The 15185-nt window shown below is 59.6% G+C and carries 13 protein-coding genes and 1 tRNA gene; 10 read left to right on the forward strand and 4 right to left on the reverse strand.

All coding sequences use genetic code 11. From position 1 onward, the window contains the following. Positions 1–24 precede the first annotated feature (24 nt). The 10 genes from ACTX90_RS02635 (at position 25) to ACTX90_RS02680 (ending at position 10745) form a co-directional block, all read left to right on the forward strand. The gene (locus ACTX90_RS02635; protein ID WP_443443017.1) at positions 25–4527 is read left to right on the forward strand and encodes a phage tail tape measure protein; all 4503 of its coding nucleotides are present in this window, start codon (positions 25–27) and stop codon (positions 4525–4527) included. Positions 4528–4620: 93 nt separating this feature from the next. Continuing rightward, the gene (locus ACTX90_RS02640) at positions 4621–5442 is read left to right on the forward strand and encodes a hypothetical protein (protein WP_443443019.1); all 822 of its coding nucleotides are present in this window, start codon (positions 4621–4623) and stop codon (positions 5440–5442) included. A gap of 8 nt (positions 5443–5450) precedes the next feature. Next, the gene (locus ACTX90_RS02645) at positions 5451–6620 is read left to right on the forward strand and encodes a hypothetical protein (protein WP_443443020.1); all 1170 of its coding nucleotides are present in this window, start codon (positions 5451–5453) and stop codon (positions 6618–6620) included. Positions 6621–6627: 7 nt separating this feature from the next. Then, the gene (locus ACTX90_RS02650; protein WP_443443022.1) at positions 6628–7623 is read left to right on the forward strand and encodes a hypothetical protein; all 996 of its coding nucleotides are present in this window, start codon (positions 6628–6630) and stop codon (positions 7621–7623) included. Beyond that, positions 7623–8273 carry a hypothetical protein gene (locus ACTX90_RS02655; RefSeq protein ID WP_443443023.1) on the forward strand — a complete coding sequence of 217 codons (651 nt, stop codon included), beginning with the start codon at positions 7623–7625 and terminating at the stop codon, positions 8271–8273. The genes ACTX90_RS02650 and ACTX90_RS02655 overlap by 1 nt, the downstream gene beginning before the upstream one ends. A 6-nt stretch (positions 8274–8279) precedes the next feature. After that, positions 8280–8555 (forward strand): hypothetical protein, encoded by a 276-nt coding sequence (locus ACTX90_RS02660; RefSeq protein ID WP_443443025.1) that lies wholly within the window; start codon positions 8280–8282, stop codon positions 8553–8555. Next, a complete protein-coding gene (locus ACTX90_RS02665) occupies positions 8552–8755 on the forward strand; it encodes a DUF7620 family protein (protein ID WP_443443027.1) in 204 nt (67 codons plus the stop codon). Before ACTX90_RS02660 ends, ACTX90_RS02665 begins: the two co-directional genes overlap by 4 nt. Continuing rightward, positions 8752–9054 (forward strand): putative phage holin, encoded by a 303-nt coding sequence (locus ACTX90_RS02670; RefSeq protein ID WP_204676561.1) that lies wholly within the window; start codon positions 8752–8754, stop codon positions 9052–9054. The genes ACTX90_RS02665 and ACTX90_RS02670 overlap by 4 nt, the downstream gene beginning before the upstream one ends. 75 nt (positions 9055–9129) lie before the next feature. Beyond that, entirely contained in the window at positions 9130–10458 is a 1329-nt protein-coding gene (locus tag ACTX90_RS02675; protein ID WP_443443029.1) for a peptidoglycan DD-metalloendopeptidase family protein, read from the forward strand. Positions 10459–10460: 2 nt separating this feature from the next. Further along, positions 10461–10745: a hypothetical protein gene (locus ACTX90_RS02680; RefSeq protein ID WP_443443031.1), complete on the forward strand. Its 285-nt coding sequence runs from the start codon at positions 10461–10463 to the stop codon at positions 10743–10745. A gap of 106 nt (positions 10746–10851) precedes the next feature. Here the strand turns inward: ACTX90_RS02680 and ACTX90_RS02685 are convergent, their stop codons facing one another. The 4 genes from ACTX90_RS02685 to ACTX90_RS02700 form a co-directional block, all read right to left on the reverse strand. After that, positions 10852–11559, reverse strand: a complete 708-nt coding sequence (locus ACTX90_RS02685; RefSeq protein ID WP_443443033.1) for a hypothetical protein — start codon at positions 11557–11559, stop codon at positions 10852–10854. A 59-nt stretch (positions 11560–11618) separates the two neighbouring features. Continuing rightward, positions 11619–12800 (reverse strand): tyrosine-type recombinase/integrase, encoded by a 1182-nt coding sequence (locus ACTX90_RS02690; protein WP_443443035.1) that lies wholly within the window; start codon positions 12798–12800, stop codon positions 11619–11621. A gap of 84 nt (positions 12801–12884) precedes the next feature. Continuing rightward, a tRNA-Ser gene (locus tag ACTX90_RS02695) sits at positions 12885–12976 on the reverse strand. A gap of 63 nt (positions 12977–13039) precedes the next feature. Continuing rightward, positions 13040–15130 carry a prolyl oligopeptidase family serine peptidase gene (locus ACTX90_RS02700; protein ID WP_443443036.1) on the reverse strand — a complete coding sequence of 697 codons (2091 nt, stop codon included), beginning with the start codon at positions 15128–15130 and terminating at the stop codon, positions 13040–13042. Between the last annotated feature and the right edge of the window lie 55 nt (positions 15131–15185).

Here is a 15185-nt window from a genome sequence, read left to right on the forward strand (position 1 = left end):
GGTTTTCTTATTTAAGGAGTCCTGTTGACGCGAACAGTTAAATTAGAATTGACGGCCAGCGTCTCGGGACTTCAAGCTGGTTTGCGCACTGCTCAGCGTGCGACTGCGAATTTTGCTAAGGATCTTGATTCTTTCCAGAAGAAGCATGAGCAGTCACTGGACACGATTGGCGGCGCTGCCGGCAAAGCCGGCCTTGCAGCTGCGGCAGGTCTGGCGATGGTTGGCAAAGCTGCTATCGATTGGGAATCCGCTTGGACTGGCGTGAAGAAAACTGTGGACGGCACTCCGCAGCAGCTTGGGAAGGTCGAAGATGGGCTCCGTAATCTGGCCAAGACCTTGCCGTCTACCCATGAGGAGATCGCTGGTGTAGCTGAGGCTGCTGGTCAGCTTGGTGTTGCGACGAATGACATTGTGGGCTTCACGAAGACCATGATCGACCTCGGCGAGACGACGAACCTCACCGCCGAGGACGCGGCGACAAACATTGCTCAGATTTCCAACGTCATGGGCACTATGAAGCGTGAAGGCACTGACGGTGTTGAACGATTCGGTGCTGCTCTGGTAGCCCTTGGCAACGATGGTGCTTCGACTGAGGCTGAGATTCTTTCGATGTCTCAGCGTATTGCTGGTGCGGGTGCGACGATTGGCGCGTCCGAGTCGGATGTGTTGGCGCTGTCTAACACGCTCGCGTCGATGGGTGTGAATGCTGAACTTGGTGGCGGCGTGATGACTCGCGTTCTCCTGAAGATGCGCACTGCTGCGGATGAGGGTGGAGAGTCTCTAGAGTCTTTCGCAAAGGTTGCCGGCGTTTCGGCGGATGAGTTCGCAACAAAGTTCCGTGAAGCTCCGATGGAAGCTTTGGACCTTGTTGCTCAGGGTATCTCTCGGGTGAACTCTGAGGGTGGCAACGTTACTGCGACTTTGAAAGACATGGGGATCAAGGGTACTGAGGAAACTCAGGTCATGTTGCAGCTTGCCAATGCCGGTGATCTTTTGGCGGATTCGCTGACTCTTGGTAATCAGGCGTGGCAGGACAATACGGCGCTGTTGGCTGAGGCCGAGCAGCGGTACAACACCACTGAAGCGAAGATCAGTATCGCGTGGAACAAGATCAAGGATGCAGCTATTGAGGCTGGCGGAGCTATCCTGCCGATGGTGGCCAACATTGCGGATGCGATTGGTGGTCTTGCGGATTGGTTTGGAGACTTGCCTGGTCCGATTCAGAAATTCTTGACTGTTCTCGGCGGAGTTGGCGCTGCTGCTGGTCTGGGAACGGCTGGTCTAATCGCGGTTTCGCGTCAAGTGAGCCAGTTGTCCGAAGCGTTCGGAACAATTTATGGTTCCGGGGGCCGCGCTCAGGGAGCAATCAAAGGTGTTGGTAGGGCTCTTGGCGGCATAACCGCTGTGGGTGCTGGGATCATCGCATCTAAGCTGGCTATCGAGGCTATCAATCAGGCAGCTCGTGAGGGTCAGCCAGACCTTGAAGAATACTTCAATTTGCTGGCAACTGGCGGGTCAACCAGCGCCGTCCCTGAACTTGATTTCGGCGGCGGTGGCCGCGCCGTAGAAACCTACCGCAAGCAGCACGAAGAACTGGCTGGGCTGAGTGATGAGGCTGTGCGCGCTGCTCGTGCCATCGAGCAGATGGGCAAGCTGAATAGCCCCGTTGGCTGGCTTGAAGATATGAACGTTGGCCACTTGGCAGACGCTACGAATGAAGCCAAGCGTTTCCAGGACGCTATGGGAGCCACTGCTCGCTTGTTCGAGATGGGTGAGGTTTCCAAGGGTCAGGAGGCTTTGCAAGGGTTCGCCGATAAGCTCTCGCTGAGCGATGAACGTGTTGCCCAACTGATCAACAATGTTCCTCAGCTGAAGTCGGCTCTCATGGGTTTGGCGACTGAGCAGGGTATTCAGATTGATCCGAATGACGAGCTTGGTCTAGTTGATCTGGCTCTTGGTCGGATCAAGACTAGTGCGCCGGCCGCTTCCGGTGGTGTGGATCAGGCGAAGGCTTCACTCGAAGCTATGGGTGTCGCCGCTGATGGAACTGTGGATGAGCTGGACAAGATGCTGGAAAGCCTGCTGGCTTTGTCTACTGGGACTCTGTCTACTCGTGCTGCTGAGCGTCAGTTCCAGGAGTCCATTGATGCGGTTACTGAGTCGATCAAGACCAATGGTAAGAGCTTGGACGAGACAAAGGAGAAGGGTCGCGCTAACCAGGCGGTCTTGGATCAGGTGGCTTCGTCCGGTCTTGCTGTTGCTACGTCGATGGCTGAGGCTAAGGATTCGCAGGGTAACTATGTGAATTCACAGGCGGACGTGCAGAAGTCGTTACAGTCCACCTATGATGCCACGGTTAAATCTGCTGAGGCGTTCACTGGGAATAAGAAGGAAGCTGAAGCTTTAGCTCGTGAGCTTCTGGGCATCCCTAAGGGCGTTTCGGTCGAGACGTGGATGGATACTTTCGCTCGTGACACGGCGGAGCAGACCACAGCGGCTATTGAAGCTATGCCTGGTTACAAGGTTGTGCAGATCGCGGTTACTGAAGACGGAACTGCCGGCAGTGTCCAGTCGAAGATCAACGAGGTCACTGGTAAGACTGAATATGTGTTCGTCTCTGATGATGGGACGGTGCAGACGGTTCAGGCTGCGATTGTTTCCATCGACGGTAAAAACGTTCCTGTGTATGTGACTGATGATGGCACTGTGGTTGGTACGCAGGGTCAGATCAATGGCATCAAGGGCAAGAATGTCACCGTGACTGCTACTGCTGAGACTGCTGGCGCTGAAGCTCAGTTGAACTGGGTTGCTCGTCCGCGTACTTCGTCTATTCGGCAGCAGATCACCAAGGAAATCACTTCTATCGATAATGGGCCGGTGACTGGTCAGTTTGGTGGCCCTCGTCGCGCTAATGGTGGTTCGGTGTTTGGTCCGGGTACTGAGACTTCGGATTCGATTCCGGCGTGGTTGTCTACGAATGAGCATGTTCTTAGTGCGCGTGAGGTTCGTGGGCTGGGCGGTCACGGCAGTGTTGAGCGGTTGCGTGCATTGGCGCGTAACGGCCAAGCGCCAGCGTTCGCCACTGGTGGTCGTGTGGGTTGGTCGCAGGGGAAGGACAAGAGCCTGTCCGCGGCGGCGAAGATCGCGACAGCTGAGCGGAAGCAGGCCGAACGGGATCTGAAGGAAGCGGAGAAGGCACTGTCCAGTGCTGACAAAGCTGCTCAGAAAGCTTCCCGGCGTAGTGCTGACACTAAGGGTGGGAAGAAGAACGCGGCGGCTAAGACTTCGGCTAAGGCTGCTGCACGTGCGGCAGCGGACGCGAAGAAGGAAGCCGCAGCCAATGTGAAATCAGCGAAGAAGGCTGTGGATCGGCTGAAGAAAGCTGAAGACGCGGCCAAGGACCGGTTCAGCGACTCGCGGGCCCGCACCGGCCGTTTGTCTGAGGCAACGTTTGCTCTCCAACGGGACATGAAGCGCGGATCCATCACGGATGCGTTCACTTCAGGTTCCGGCATGAGCGTGGTCGACCGGTTGTTCGAGCAGTCGAACAACAAGGACTTGTCCACTGGGGCACGCAAGCAGATGCGGTCTTTGGCGTACAAGCTGGAGTCCGAACTGCTGCGGTTGGAGAAACGATCCGACAAGCTCGCTGAGTCTTTTGACAAGGCCAAGAGCAAGCGTGATGATCTCCTATCGGTGCGTAACAGTGTCGCGTCCGGGCTGCAGGGCGAGACGTCCCTGTCGGGGCTGATCAGTGAGCATCAAGCCACCCGGTACGGGAAGGTTACGACCGCTGGCATGGTGCAGCTGGGTAGGGCGAAGGTCGCGAAGCTGAAGGCTTTCGAGCAGAAGCTTCGCCAGCTGGGCGCCAAGGGCGTGTCCGGGGTCCTGGTGCAGGAGATCGCTGAGATGGGCGTTGAAGCTGGTACTGAAGCGGCGAACATCTTGCTTGCTTCGCCAGCGAATGACCTGAAGGCGTTGAACCAGGTTTACGCGGATGTGGAGAAGTACTCGCGCTGGTCGGGGGATCGGGTGACCGATGCTCTGTCTGGGGGCATGTACAAGTCCGGGTTGCATGCGGCGAACGGCCTGGTTGCGGGGTTGGAGTCCCAGCAGAAGCAGGTTGAGGACGCGTTCTACAAGCTGGGCAAGTCTGCTGAGACCTCGTTCAAGAAGTCTCTCGGGATCAAATCCCCATCGCGCAATGCGATGGGCTGGATGTCTGACGTGGTGGACGGGTCGGTGATCGGCATTGCGAAGAACACCGGCAAGCTTGAGAAGGCGATGCTGGGACTTGGGCAGGCTGGCGAGAACGCATTCTCCATGCAGGCCGCGTTATCGGTGCCTCCGTCGTTTGAGGTTGCGCGGTTTGCCCAGGCGCAGGCCGCGCCTCCGCAGTTCACGGTGATCGTTGAGAACCCGTGGACTGGCGAGCAGGTCGAAGCGAAAGTGCGAGCGGTCGCTGACCAGTCGGTCGCTGCCGGGCAACGGGCTGTCGCAGCCGGCGTGCGCAACAGCCGCGGGTAACCAATAGCCAACAGGGGGCTGGTCGCAGGTAGCGGCCAGCCCCCTGTTTGGCCGGTGTTCTGTTCAACCACACGATAAAGAGGATGTGAGCCGATGGCCTACGAGGTTACAGCCGAGATGACATCACAGACCGGCGAACCGCCCAGGGTGGCCTTGACCATCTTAAACATTCCCGGCGAGCAAGTCCTGAGGGTGGAACGCACCGTCTCAGGAGAAACGACCATTGTTCCGCGAGCCCGAAGGGTGCGCGCATCGACCGCCGTGCTGGTAACTGACTTCTTCCCGGGGTTGAATGTGCCGACCACGTATGTGGTGTGGGTTGGAGGTCAGGCCATGGCAACAACTACCATCACCGTGGCCTCCGAGGTCGGGTGGATCCAGGACCCGATCTACCCGGATCAAGCCATCCCGGTGTCAGGGAATCACGTAGCGGGAGCGTTGATGCTCACGAGCGACTCGCTGCAAGAGGTGAACTATGGTGCTGGCGGTGAGCAGATCCGAACGCTTGGCTCACGCTACGGGGTGGTCATCGGGGCGAACCGGTCCGCCGCGCAGAACGTCGTGCTGGCTGGTTCGTCGATGGATCGTGGCCTTGATGCCAAGATCAGGGAACTGGTAGCGCAAGCCGCTGTGCTGGTGCTGCGTCCACTGCCTGAAATGCTGCCCCTGCCTGGGGTGGCTTACCTGCATGCAGATTTCACCGACTCCCCGTTCACCACGCACTGGGGCGGAAACCTGGCAAGGTTCACGTTGTCGGGGAACTTGGTGCAGGCGATCACCGCCGCATACCGGTCAGGGCTTGCAACATACCAGGACGCCAGCACCGTCCTCTCGGGGTATACCTATGCTCAGGTCGCAGCCCTTCGTGCTGGGTTGCAATACGTTGACGTTCACAAAGACCCAACACGTGTTTAGGAGAAACGGTGGCACGAGAAATTTCTGAGACCCTCCAAGACGCGTTGGGCGGGTCCATGCCGGATGCGCGCATGACGTTCCACGCATGGTACGACGGGGAAGCGATGAATGAAGGAGAACCACTGCCGGTGTCGTCGTGGTCGTTGAATTGGGACGGCGGCGCGGACACGCTCATGCAAGGGGAATTGTCGCTCACGGTCGCGGACTCCACCGGAGAGCTCGCGCCGTGGGGATTCGACGAAGCGCTGGCTGTCGGCGGGGCGGAGATCCAAGCCAGGTTCGAGCATGCTGATGACGTGGTGGAGCTGGGCTGGTTCCGCAACCAGACCAGCTCACCTAACGAGCAGTGGACGGTTGGCCGTGACGGGTTATCGTTCAACAGTGTTGGTGCCTCGGTGCCTGTCAGTGGGAACGAACGTACCCAGCTGTTGATCAACGATGCGTTCCGGTCCCCGGAATCCCCGCGACCGGGTGGGACCGTCGTTTCGGAGATCCGCCGGCTGTGCGCCGGTATTGTGGCGGTCGTTTTCACGGGTGTCACTGATCGGTCGATCCCGTTGGACATGACCTACCGTGAAGATCGGATGGCGACCATCGCGGATCTGGCCAAGCTTGCCGGGGCCGGGTTCCGCATGACCGGTGACGGGGCTTTGGAAATCTACAAGCTCGTTCGCCCGCTATCAGCGCAGTGGGAGATCCTGCCGTGGGCAGGAAACATCCTGATCAATGTTGCCAGAGAGCAATCCGCGGACCGTATCTACAACTCGGCGGTGGCTACGGGCAACAATGCGGGCTTTGAAATTCGTGAATACGCGGATGCAGAGGGTGTGCTGGGCCCGGAAGGGCCGATGGGGCGCAAAACACTATTCGTTCAGTCGATGGAAACAACCCGTGATGGTGTTCTCGCCGATGCGCGAGCGGCGATCACCAAGACCGGGGTGGAAACCACCACGCAACTGAAAGTGACGTGTCTGCCGCACCCTGGCATGCAGATTGGTGACTGGGTGCAGGTCGTTTCACCGGCCGGCGCCGGCACTGTTCAGGGGTTGAAGGGGCGCATCGTGAGCATGGGGTTGAGTGGTAACGCGGAGTCCTTTGACGCGATGGCGTTGACTGTCGAATGTGATACCGCCGAGGTGCAGCGCATCGCCCAGATTGTGAGGTCATCACGTGAATGATGCCCTCATGTTAGCGCAGGTGCTGGGCAAGAGCAGCATGAAAGTTCGGGTGGAGAGCGGCTTCTGCGAGGAAGGGTCGAAGGTCTCCATCGGCGGTAACGTCCTTTCAGCGGTGTGGCTGAGCCATGTCGCCGCTGAACCTGGTGATCCGTTGACGATGCTGATCATCGACTATAACGATTCGACGTCCAGCGCACCGATCGTTGTAGGTGTCACGGGCATGTTTTCGCCGGCCCCCGTGGCGGTGCCGTTGCCCCTGGAAGGCACGGTGAAGACGTGGGCTGCCGGTTCGTTGACTGCCACCGTGACTACCACGCAGGGGGATAAGACTGCGGTGGTCTTGTCCAATTACACTCCGGTGGTCGGTGATAGGGTGCGCCTGCTCTGGCAAACTGCACCTAACGGCGGGGTGGTCTGCTCCGTGTTGGCGAAGATCGGTGCGGTAGCGCCGCCTGAACCGCCCGCGCCGCCGCCAGCAAAGCCGAAGCCCGAGAAACCCACCGCACCACCCCCGAAGCCAGCTACCGGTTCCACCGTGTTCGCTGCCTCCAATTCGGGCACGTGGTCCACCGGCACCGGATCGTGGAACTCTTACTACGCCACTGAGGTCATGACCGGGAGCGGTTATGGTGCGCCCGGTTCGCAGCATGGTGCGTGGTTCTACCATGACAAGCTCTCGAAGCTTGACGGGAAGAAGGCCACGCGGGTGCAAGTCTGGTTGCCGGTGCGGAAACGGGTTGGTAACTACAACTCGGAGACCACGTTCAGCTTGAACCTTCACACGGCGAAGAAACGACCGTCTGGAAACGTGAATGTGGTGGCCAGCATGAGCGTCACCCTGCCTGCCGGAAGCCGGGCCCAGTGGGTCGACGTGCCCAAAGCCTGGGGCGAGGACCTGATCCGGGGCCACGGATTGAGCATTAGCGGCGGCGGGTACGCAGGATTCGCGGGCGTTAAGAACGACATCAAGTCAGGTCGAGTCAGAATTTATTGGGAGGAATAATGCCAGAGACACTATGGAATAAGATCCGGGTTCCGGCACAACCGGATATGTGGGATCTGGTCCCAGATTTGAAGAAGCTCGCGGAATCGGTGAACGTGCCGGTGGTTGTCGCCTCGGCGTCTGAGCGTGATGCGTTGACGGGGCCCGCGGGCGGGCAGGTCCCCGAAGGCGCGTCGGTGATCCGCACTGATCTGGGTGGTGTTCGGGAAACCCGCATTGGTGGGGTTTGGGTTCGTCAGAACCCTTTCCGGCATCTTCGCTTGAATTCGGACCAGAACGTGGCGAACGCTAACTACACGACGATTTCCCTGATCGCTAGTGGTTCGGGTGACGATAGCGCTTCGGGCATCAGCGTTTCGGGTGGTATTGCTACGGTGTCCCGGTCGGGGATTTATGACATCGAGGGGCAGGTGACGTTCAATGCTAACGCGACGGGCGTGCGTTACGCGGCGTTCTTGATTGGATCTGATCGTTATCGCAGTTTGGGTGTAGCCGCGGGCAGTGCGTCTATGAGTGTAAACAACCATGTGAGGTTGCACATCCCTGCGGGTACGACAATCGCTTTCCAGGCGTATCAGACCAGTGGTGTGACGTTGACTTTGCCTGCGGGGATTGACACGACGCGGTGGTCGATCATGAAGGTCGGGTGACGTCGTGTGGATCAGATCCCTTGGGCGGCGATAGGTGCGCTCACGCCGTCGGGCATGCTCATGTTGGCGGTGTGGCTGATCCTGACTGGTCGTATCGTGCCGAAGTCCACCTACGAGGTGATGGTGAAAGCGCGGGATGATTGGCAGGCTACGGCGCAGAAGAAGCAGGAGATCATTCACACGTTGGCTGAGACGGTGCGGGAGCAGTCGGTGGTGTCTCAGACTGCGGCGAAGGTCATGACAGCGGTTCAGGAAGCGAACCGGGCTGGTGATACGCCATGAGTCTCTGGAAGCGCCGCCGACAAGTCGAAGCCGAAGCGTTGGAAGCTAAGGCTGCGAAGATCGAAGCCGACATCGAACTATCCGCCGTCAAACAAACACAACGCGAAGTGTCCAAACAATCGGAAACCCTCCGCGAAATCAACCGCACCAACCACTTTTCAGAAGGCCTCACCAAGGCATTCCGAGGAAGGCCAGCATGACAATCCAACCACTCACCGGCATCCTCATGTCCATTGCCTTACTGGAAACGCTGATTGTGATGATCGGGTGGCACGGTTTGACGGGTGGCACGTGGACACGCTTTCCTGCTGGGCGGGTGCTCATGGGGTTGCTGGCGGTCATGTCGGCAATCCTCACACTCGCGTCGTTCTCTGGGTTCTTCCCGGCGTTTCCCGGCAGGCCGTGGGTGTACATCGGCCTCTACACACTGCTGATCGGTGTGCTCGGCTGGCTTGGCTGGACGATCTTCAGAGAACAACAGAAACACAACAAGGACTAGCAACTGCTAGTCCATTTTTATGCCCCGTCACGGTGTGTGGCGGGGCTTCGTCATACCCACCGAAAGGGCTGGCCCATGCGCGAGCAGCTGGTCAAACACAAGGACAAGATTTACGACGGCACCAACGGGTGCACGTCGATCACGGTCCACGAAACCGCCAACACTTCCAAGGGCGCCGACGCCCAGGCCCACGCGAACCTGCAGTCCTCCGGCAACGTCCGGCAAGCGTCCTGGCACATCACCGTGGACGACACCGAAGCAATCCGCTCTTACCCAGACACCGCGCAATGCTGGCACGGCGGCACCCGCGAAGCTGCGGAATCCTCCATCGCCGTGGAGATCTGCGTCAACTCGGACGGCGACTACGACCAGGCATTCGAGAACGCAGCCAAGGTCGTCCGGGATCTGCGCCGCCAGCACGGCATCGGCCGCTCGAAGGTGTACGACCACGCGCACTGGACTGGCAAGGACTGCCCGTCGAAGATGCGCGCTGCAGGCCGCTGGAATGAATTCCTCGACCTCACCGAACCCAACCCGAAGGAGAAACCCGTGGGAATGATCAGCCCATTCGAAGGCCGGCTTACCGGCCATCATAACGACCGCGGAGGATACCCAGGGCATAAGGGCTTGGACATTGCCCCGCCGAAGCCGGGTCAGGTCGGCATGCCCGTATACGCGGCGTTCGACGGCACGATTCGCGTGCTGCATCGTACGGCGAAGCCCGGCAACAAGAACAGCACATGGGCCAAGGGGCGCACAGGCAACGGCATGCTGGTCTCCAACCCGGACGGCGAAGGCAACGGCTACAACCACATGCGCCCCCTGGACCACTTCAACGTGGGGGACAAGGTCGTCGCGGGGCAGCTGCTCGGCTACAACGACCGCTCCGGCAACCAGACCGGCCCGCACCTGCACTTCGAACTGTGGGCCGACTGGCGCAACTCGAACTCCGACTACGCGCCGGAGAAAGCCTTCGACAAGTTCGGCATTGATGAGGGTTCGGCACCGGAGCGTACCAGTGTTGCCCCGGTGAAGCCCGCCGGCGGCGGGTCCAAGCCAGCGGCCAAGCCATCCGTGCCGGCTGATGTGGTGAAGAAGCTCAAGGCCATGGGCTACAAGAACCCGGACACGGGCGACGTCGAGAAGTACCAGGCATGGCACGGACTCGTCCCAGACGGCAACTGGGGCGACCGCACAGAGGCGAAGTACCAAGAAGTCGTCCGCGCCCAGAACGCCACCAAGAAGATGAAGGGCGTCCCGGATAACTGGGCCTCCGACGGCTACTGGGGTGCCACCTCGAAGAAGTGGGCCGGCTACACCTCCGGCCGCAACGGGTGGAACAACCCGCACGGCTACCTCACCAAGAAGTACATCAACAATCTCAAGAAAGTGAAGGCCTGGTAATCATGTCCGAAACTGCTGCTGCCCTTTGGGCTTCCATCGTCCGCACCATCGTCCCGCTCGTGGTCGGCGGTGTGCTGTCGCTGGCCGTGGCCATCAACGTTCCGTTGGACCCGGAGTTCGAGAAGCTGCTCACTGCTCTGCTAACCGCTGCGCTGACCGCACTGTACTACGTCCTGGTGCGTCTCTTCGAGACGTACATCAGCCCGAAGCTCGGCTGGCTGCTCGGCTACGCCAAGTCGCCGGACTCGTACTCGGAAAACACCACCGGCAAGCACGTAGCCGAATAAGTGATAGTAAGGAATTCCCTTACTATCACTTAGAAAACAAGTGATAGTAAGCAAAAGAACCGCCCCATCCTCAGCGCGAGGGTGGGGCGGATTTCTGCGTTAACAACTAGAAATCCAATGGGTAACCCTGCGACTCAGCATCTTGCAATGTGATCACGTCAGCTTCACCGATCATGCCCCCAAGATCAATCGTCATCTTCGCGAACTCAGACGGTAACTCATCACCCGTAACTACAATGAATTCCTTCACCGCGCCCGGCTTTGCAGAATACTGCTCAGACTCAAACGCCGCTGAATAAAGATCGAACAACTCCTGATGCTGCTTCCACTCATCGCTCTCGGCTGTAGCGTTTTCAGGGGCATCTGGTAACGCCTCTTGAGTTGCCTCTACTAGATCCAAGGTGCGCATGAAAGTGTACTCCTTGCCAGCCTCATCGTAGCCGAATAGACCGTTCACGAAAGCATCCTCGAAGCCTTCGCGGTTATCAATTTTCACCGTCCAGAACTGAAGTACGTCTTTATAATCTTCACCCTGCGCCTCACTGCTCGCCTCAAGGAACGCCTTCAGTTCTTTGCTCGGCTCTCCCGACCGGGTTACCTTGCCAAACGTCATCCCCGTGGCGAAAGCAAACTCAGGCTCTTCCGTGCCACTGGACTCGGCAGCTGGCTTCTCTGTAGTTTCAGGTTTTACGGTGTCCGGTGCAGATGATTCGGACACAGCGGGCGGGGCTGGTTCTTCCGCTGTCACGGAGCAGCCAGCCAACGCAATAGACGATAATGCGATAGTGGACAGGACGACATAAGTCTTCTTCATATGGGTCTCCTAAGCGGCATGAGTGATTACTAACGAGTGTAGATGATCGGTGCGACAAGTTACGCTTCGATCGGCTCATCAATGATCTCGTTGACTTCAACCTCTTTAGGCTTCCCGGCGAGCGCGGTTTCCACCATTGCAGCAGCACGGAAGTGAGCATCAGGCACAAGGTGTCCATAGGTTTTCGTGGTGGTGGTGATCGACTCATGCCCTAACCGGTCTGCCAGCTCGAACAGGTTCATTCCTCCGGCGATCATCATGGAAGCGTGCGAGTGGCGGATGTCGTGGATCCTTGGCCGGCGTTCGATCTTCAGCGGGTCAAGTTCACTAGCCTTGGCAAGTTTGACCGCATCGTACCAAGCGTCAAGCCATTGTCGGTGCTGCGGGAATACCGTGGTGTCAGGGGAGATGCTGAACACTCGCTGTCCCGCGCTGGTGGACTCTACGCGCTCACGGATAGCGGCAACCGTAGACGGTGCGAGAGCCACAGTTCTACGTGCTTTCTTTGTCTTTGGTGCACCGATGCTCCAACCGTCTTCTACCTCCTGGAATGACTTTGTGATGCGCACAGACGGTATCTCAGCGTCCAGCTGGAAGTCTGACGGGGTGAGCGCAGTTGCTTCGCCTAGGCGCAGTCCTGAGCCGATCAGCAGGAGCCACATTGGTTTATGCCAGCGCGTAGCGTGGTCGATAATCTTGTTGATCTGTTCCATGGTGAGGAACATTGCTTTGTCTTCGGTCGCGTCATCCTTGGGCAGTAGCCGGCCGTTGCATGGATTGTCGGGGCGGAGCCGACGGCGCACAGCGGAGTTCATCCCGGCGTGAATGAAGCCGTGGACGTTGGCGATGGTCTTCGGGGAGCAACCTTTTTTCAGCATGTACTTGATCCAGCGGATCATGTCGTCTTCGGTGACTTGGTCTACTGGCAGGTGCGAGATGGGTTCGAAGTGGTTCTTGATGTAGCCCTTGTACCGTTTGATGGTGTAGTCGCGGACGTTGATCAGGCGTTCAATGTGGCCGCGTGCGACTTCTTCGAATGTGGGGGACTGGGAGGACTGCCGGAGTAAGGCGCGTTCTGCCTGTTTGGTGTCTTCGCCTACTGCTTCGAGTAGTGCTTTCCATTTGTCGGCTTCACCCTGAGTCTTGAATGACATGCGGGTTCTCTTGCCCTTGTCGGTCCATTCGACCCTGTAGCTGGTGATTTTGCCGTCTTTATTTTTGCGTGGTTCTACGCTTGCCATGAATCGACTCTACCTATCCTTGGGGGGATTTTCGCCGATAATGGGGGGAAGCCCGGAAACTTCGTTGAGTTTCCGGGCTTCTCGTGGCGGACACGGGGGGATTTGAACCCCCGGTCGAGTTTAACCCCGACCCTTCATTAGCAGTGAAGTCCATTCGGCCGCTCTGGCACGTGTCCATCCGCTGTTTCCAGCAGAATTAAGCCTACCCGAAGATGGGCGCGTGTTCCAAAACGAGGGTTCTACCTGACCTGGCGCCATAAGAACTCGTAGCTGGTCGCCAGCATCTTGGCCGTGGATTCATTGTCTGTCGACCCTGCGTGGCCACCGCCGTCCGGCTCGTGATAACGCACGTTCTCGATGCCCAGATCCATCATCTTGGCCGCCATGACGCGTGCCTGCGACGGTCCCACCCGGTCATCCGAGGTCGTTGTCCAGATCAGCGACGCCGGATAGTCGTCGTGCGCGTGAGGCTGGTCCGAGAGCCGGTGGACGGGGGAGAAGGTGCGCAGGAATTTCCAGTCCTCCTCGACCTCGGGATCGCCGTACTCGGCAATCCAGGAATGCCCGGCGGCCAGCTGGGTGTAGCGCTGCATGTCCAGCAGCGGGACCCCGCAGGAGATCGCGCCGAACAGCCGCGGGTATCCGGAGATCATGTTGCCCATGAGCAGTCCGCCGTTGGACCGGCCGGTGGCCGCCAAATGCGCCCGCCGGGTGACTCCTCGGGCCACGAGATCCTCGGCGATGGCCGCGAAGTCCTCGTACGCGCGGTGGCGCTTCTCCCGCAGCGCCGCGCGGTGCCAGGCCGGGCCGTATTCCCCGCCGCCGCGGATGTTGGTCATGACATAGACCGGGCGGCGGCCGCTGGCGGTGCTGCGGCTGAGCCATCCGGCGCCCATGGCCGGTGCATAACCGGGAATCATGCTGTGCTGGAACCCACCGTATCCGTCCATGAGCACCGGGTTCTTCCCGTCCAGTGGCATCTGCCGGGCCGAGACCTGGAAATACGGAATCCTGGTTCCATCGGCCGACCGCGCGAAATGCTGCGTGACTTCGAATCCGGTGGCATCGAAGCGCTCGGGCGAGGTCTTGACGGCAGCCTGGCCGCCGCCCACGGTGCCCCGCAGCAGCGTGGTTGGCGTTATGAAACCGGTGATGGTCATCCAGTAGTCGTCCGGCCGTTCGCCATCCTCGTCATCCACCGCGGCCACCGAGACGCTGAGCATCGGGTCTTCCAGCGGAAGCGTGGACTGATCAAAATTTTTGATCAAGTCGATGACGCGGACTTCCGCGGCAACGTCCTTCAGGACCGTCAGCAGCACATAATTCGCAGTGAAGCTCAGCGACTGCAGCGAGGTGCTGGCATCCGGGGTGAACAGTAGCCGTTCCAGCGTGCCGTCCTCCAAGAACGACTCAAGCTTGGCCAGAGCCAGCGAGCCGGCGGGGATCAGCTGGCCTTGGTGCGTCCAGTCGGTCTGCGGGGCCAGCAGCAGCCACTCGCGGTGCAGGCTGACCTCGACATCGGTGGGCACCTCGATGATCCGGTGCTCTGAGCCGAGCATCACGCCGGTGCGCGAGTTGTAGAAGTCGATGGCATCCGTGGTGACGATCCGCTCGAATCCCGGGGTGGAGTCGAAGTAGCCGAAAGCTGCCACGTGCGCCAGATCCACCTCGTAGACGACCTCGGCGGCTTCGAGGTCCGCCCCGCGGGAAAGCCGCCGCAGGGTGCTGGCGTAGGTGGAGCGCGTCGTGTTCGCCTCGGTGGTGGCGGACCCGACCAGCAAGGTGTCCGCATCGATCCAGGAGACGTTGGTCTTGGCGACGGGCAGGTCGAAGCCGTCCTCCGGGAAGTCGAGGGCATCCAGGTCGAATTCGCGCACCCGCACCTGGTCGCCGCCGTCGGGACTGAGCCGGATCAGGGCACGGCGGTGCGGTTCGCCTTCGGCGGGACGCAGCAGCTGCGAGCCGGCGAAGTGCCACTCGCTGCCTTGCTGCTCGGCGTAGGCGTCGAGGTCCAGCAGGGTTTCCCATCGGGGCGAGTCCGTCAGGTAGGAATCCCAGGTGGTGCGGCGCCACAAGCCCAGGCGGTGCTCGGCGTCGCGCCAGAAGTTGTAGTAGTGGTTCCCGCGCTTGGTGACCATCGGGATGCGGTCCTGGGAATCAAGCACGGTCTTGATGCGCTGGACGGTGCCGTCGAACTCGGTGTCGTACAACTCGGCCTCGGTGCGTTCGGTTTGCCGTCGGACCCAGTCCAAGGCGGTTGCATCGTGGATTCCCTCGAGCCAGGTATAGGTATCGGGCAGATGGGCGGCGGTGGAAGCGCGGTCAGTCATGCTCACAGTCTAAGGCTCGGTGCGGAACGTGCGCCGGAGGGTAATACCCTAGGAG

The sequence above is a fragment of the Glutamicibacter soli genome (assembly GCF_052322135.1).
GTDB classification, from domain to species: Bacteria; Actinomycetota; Actinomycetes; order Actinomycetales; family Micrococcaceae; genus Glutamicibacter; species Glutamicibacter soli.